A 2,589-nucleotide genomic window follows, 5' to 3' on the forward strand; every position below is an offset into this window, starting at 1 on the left:
CAGAAGCCCCGCTCTGCCTGACAGATTGACATATCGGGGTGATGACAAATCAGCGTGCCCCTCCATCGGAAAGGAACAACGCCATGAACGCAACCGAACGCGGCATAAGAGAGCAGTTCCCGCTCTGGGCGAAGGCCGATCTCGACGGGGCAAGGCCCTCAGCCGATAAAGTGCAGGTGGTCGTTGGCTGTGGTACTTCCGTGCATATTGCAGACTCCATCGCAGTCTGCCTGAACGCTCATGGTCATCAGAGCCGCGCGGTGCCAGGCAATGAATGGACACGCCGCCCGCATGATTATGTGCCCGAAGCGGTGGCCGCTGAAATCATCGCGCTTTCACGGAGCGGCGAGTCGACCGAAACCGTGGCCGCTGCCAGGGCAAGCCAGTCGGCCGGTCAGCGCGTGACCGCCATCACGTGTGCGGGGGGCAGCGCACTTTGCGACCATGCCGATAGCGTGATCGCTGCCGAGACCCATGCAGAAGAAGGCATTGTCATGACGGCATCGGCCAGTCTGATGCTTCTTCTGGGGATGCGCTACGCCGGAATTGCGCTCGGATCCCCCACGATCGAGGCCGCGCGTCGCCTGCTTGAGGCCGCCGACAGCACCCTGCCTGAACTGATCGACGGGCGTACGCATTTCGTGTTTCTCGGGGGTGGCGCTTTCTACGGTGTGGCACGTGAAGGGGCCCTGAAAATGCAGGAAATGAGCCTGAGCCAGAGCGAAGCGCACCATCCTCTGGAATATCGTCACGGGCCGATCAGCCTGATCGACGAGCGCTCCCTGGTCATCATGATGTATCATCCGGACACGCTTGAGGAAGAGGGCCTGCTGGCGCGTGACCTGCTGTCTAAAGGCGCGAAAGTACTGGGGCTGGGGGGCCCGGGCACAATCAGCCTTCCTGTCGAGGGGGAACCCGGCACTGGGCCGCTGGTCTGCCTGCCGGTTCTGCAGCTCCTGGGCGAATATGTGGCGCGTAGCAAGAATCTCGACACGCTGGCCCCACGCCATTTGACCAAGGTCGTAACCATCGGCTGAGCGAGCCCCCCTCAGGGGCGTCTGCCATCGAGAGACGCCCGCTACCCTCAGCCCTGCCGGGCCGCGATCCTGCTTTTCGCGCTGCCACTCCCCTGCTCCGGCGGTAACGGCTTGTGGTCGCGTCCGGAGTAGTTGGTGATGATCTGATGCACGGCTCCCGCCGCCTCCGATGCGGCAACCATCGCGACATCGCCCCAGGGGCCGTCGAGGGAGTGCGCATCGATATCATGAAGCTGGGTCGCCGCCCCGGCTTCCTTGCCGTCAGCCGCGACAGTGCGCCAGACGATCTCGATATGCTGCAATGGGTGCCCCGTATTGCCCGCAGGGCCATCGCTCAGCGTCACGATTCCCTCAACAGTGTAATCGGCCGCCTTCGGGTCGCGGTCCAATTTGTCATGCTGGTCCGGAAAACTGGCGACGAAAGAGCGTGCGAGTGTGACATTGCCATCACCCGGGGCCCCACGCACACCCTTGAAAAACACCTTGGCCGGGCGGCGTTTGAGGCTATGCGGGTCGGCCTGCATCATGGCTGCCTGGATACCGGTCAATACGGTGCTGATCTGCGGGGCAGAGGATGAGGCCAGGGATTCCAGGAGCTTCGGCTCGCCCTGCGCCCAGGCCGAGGCAGGAACCGGCGCAGCATCCCAATGTCCACGTGGTTCGCCGGAAGGCATCATGACCTCGTAATGCGGTGTGACCTGGTCTCCCTGCATCGTGGCCGAAAGGCGCAGCCACCAGTCCCCCGGTTTGGCTGGTTGAGCCACAGCAGGAAGCGACTGCTCAACGAGTTGTGACGCTACATCCTTCGCCCATAATGCCGAGGCAGCATTGTCCAGCAGCGAGGCGGATGGCGTCGGCACGGCGAGGCGGGGCGGCGGCGTGGTCAACGCAAGACGACGCCCCTCCGGCCCCGGATCACCGAAGGGATGCGGCATGTCGACGCAACCGCCAAGCAGCATCACAGAACCCAGAAGACCGAGTCCGATGCGCCAGGAGTGCCTTGGCGAGAAATGCCGAGGAAAAAGAGAGATCATCCGCCAAGTCTCCCTGCACGTATGGCCGAGATCTGATGCCCGATCGCCCCACCTCCGGCGAGAGTACGCCGCCTGTGGCTGAAGAAGCGCGCCACATCGGGCAACGTATCCAGTCCGAGGCGTGAAATCCGGCGCAGACCCGCACGGCGCAACCTGTGCAGGCAGTAGCCGGACAGATCGAACTGATAATGCCCGGGCCGCACACCCGCAGTGAAAAACTCTCCTGCTCCGGAAGAAGCGGTGAGCACGGATGCGCGCATTTCTGCCCCGACCTCGTAGCTGTTCTGGGCGATGCAGGGGCCGACACAGGCGATGATCTCTCCCGCACCCAGACGCGCCATCGCCTCGATCGTGGCTTCGAGCACACCGCCCACCGCGCCGCGCCACCCGGCATGGGCTGCGCCCACCACGCGCCCATCGGTGCTCGCGAAAAGAACCGGACCGCAATCGGCGGTGATCACGCCCAGTGCCAGATCCTCGCGATCGCTTACCAGCGCATCGGCTTTCGGCCCGCGCCC

At 64.0% G+C, this 2,589-nt stretch carries 3 protein-coding genes; 1 reads left to right on the plus strand and 2 read right to left on the minus strand.

Annotation, left to right across the window (positions count from 1 at the left end):
• Nucleotides 1–83: 83 nt before the first annotated feature.
• Nucleotides 84–1,037, plus strand: coding sequence for an SIS domain-containing protein (locus C0V97_RS17305; protein WP_127099504.1), 954 nt, complete (start codon nt 84–86; stop codon nt 1,035–1,037).
• A 47-nt stretch (nt 1,038–1,084) separates the two neighbouring features.
• On the opposite strand, the gene C0V97_RS17310 is transcribed toward C0V97_RS17305, so the two are convergent.
• Together C0V97_RS17310 and C0V97_RS17315 are read right to left on the minus strand one after the other, a co-directional pair.
• On the minus strand, nt 1,085–2,071 hold the full coding sequence (locus C0V97_RS17310; protein ID WP_127099506.1) for a hypothetical protein: 987 nt from the start codon (nt 2,069–2,071) through the stop codon (nt 1,085–1,087).
• Nucleotides 2,068–2,589, minus strand: a 522-nt coding sequence (locus C0V97_RS17315) for a polyphenol oxidase family protein (protein ID WP_148114967.1), incomplete at its 5' end; no start/stop codon positions are given. The genes C0V97_RS17310 and C0V97_RS17315, both read right to left, overlap by 4 nt.

Origin of the sequence: Asaia sp. W19, assembly GCF_003994335.1 — a bacterium.
GTDB lineage: Bacteria > Pseudomonadota > Alphaproteobacteria > Acetobacterales > Acetobacteraceae > Asaia.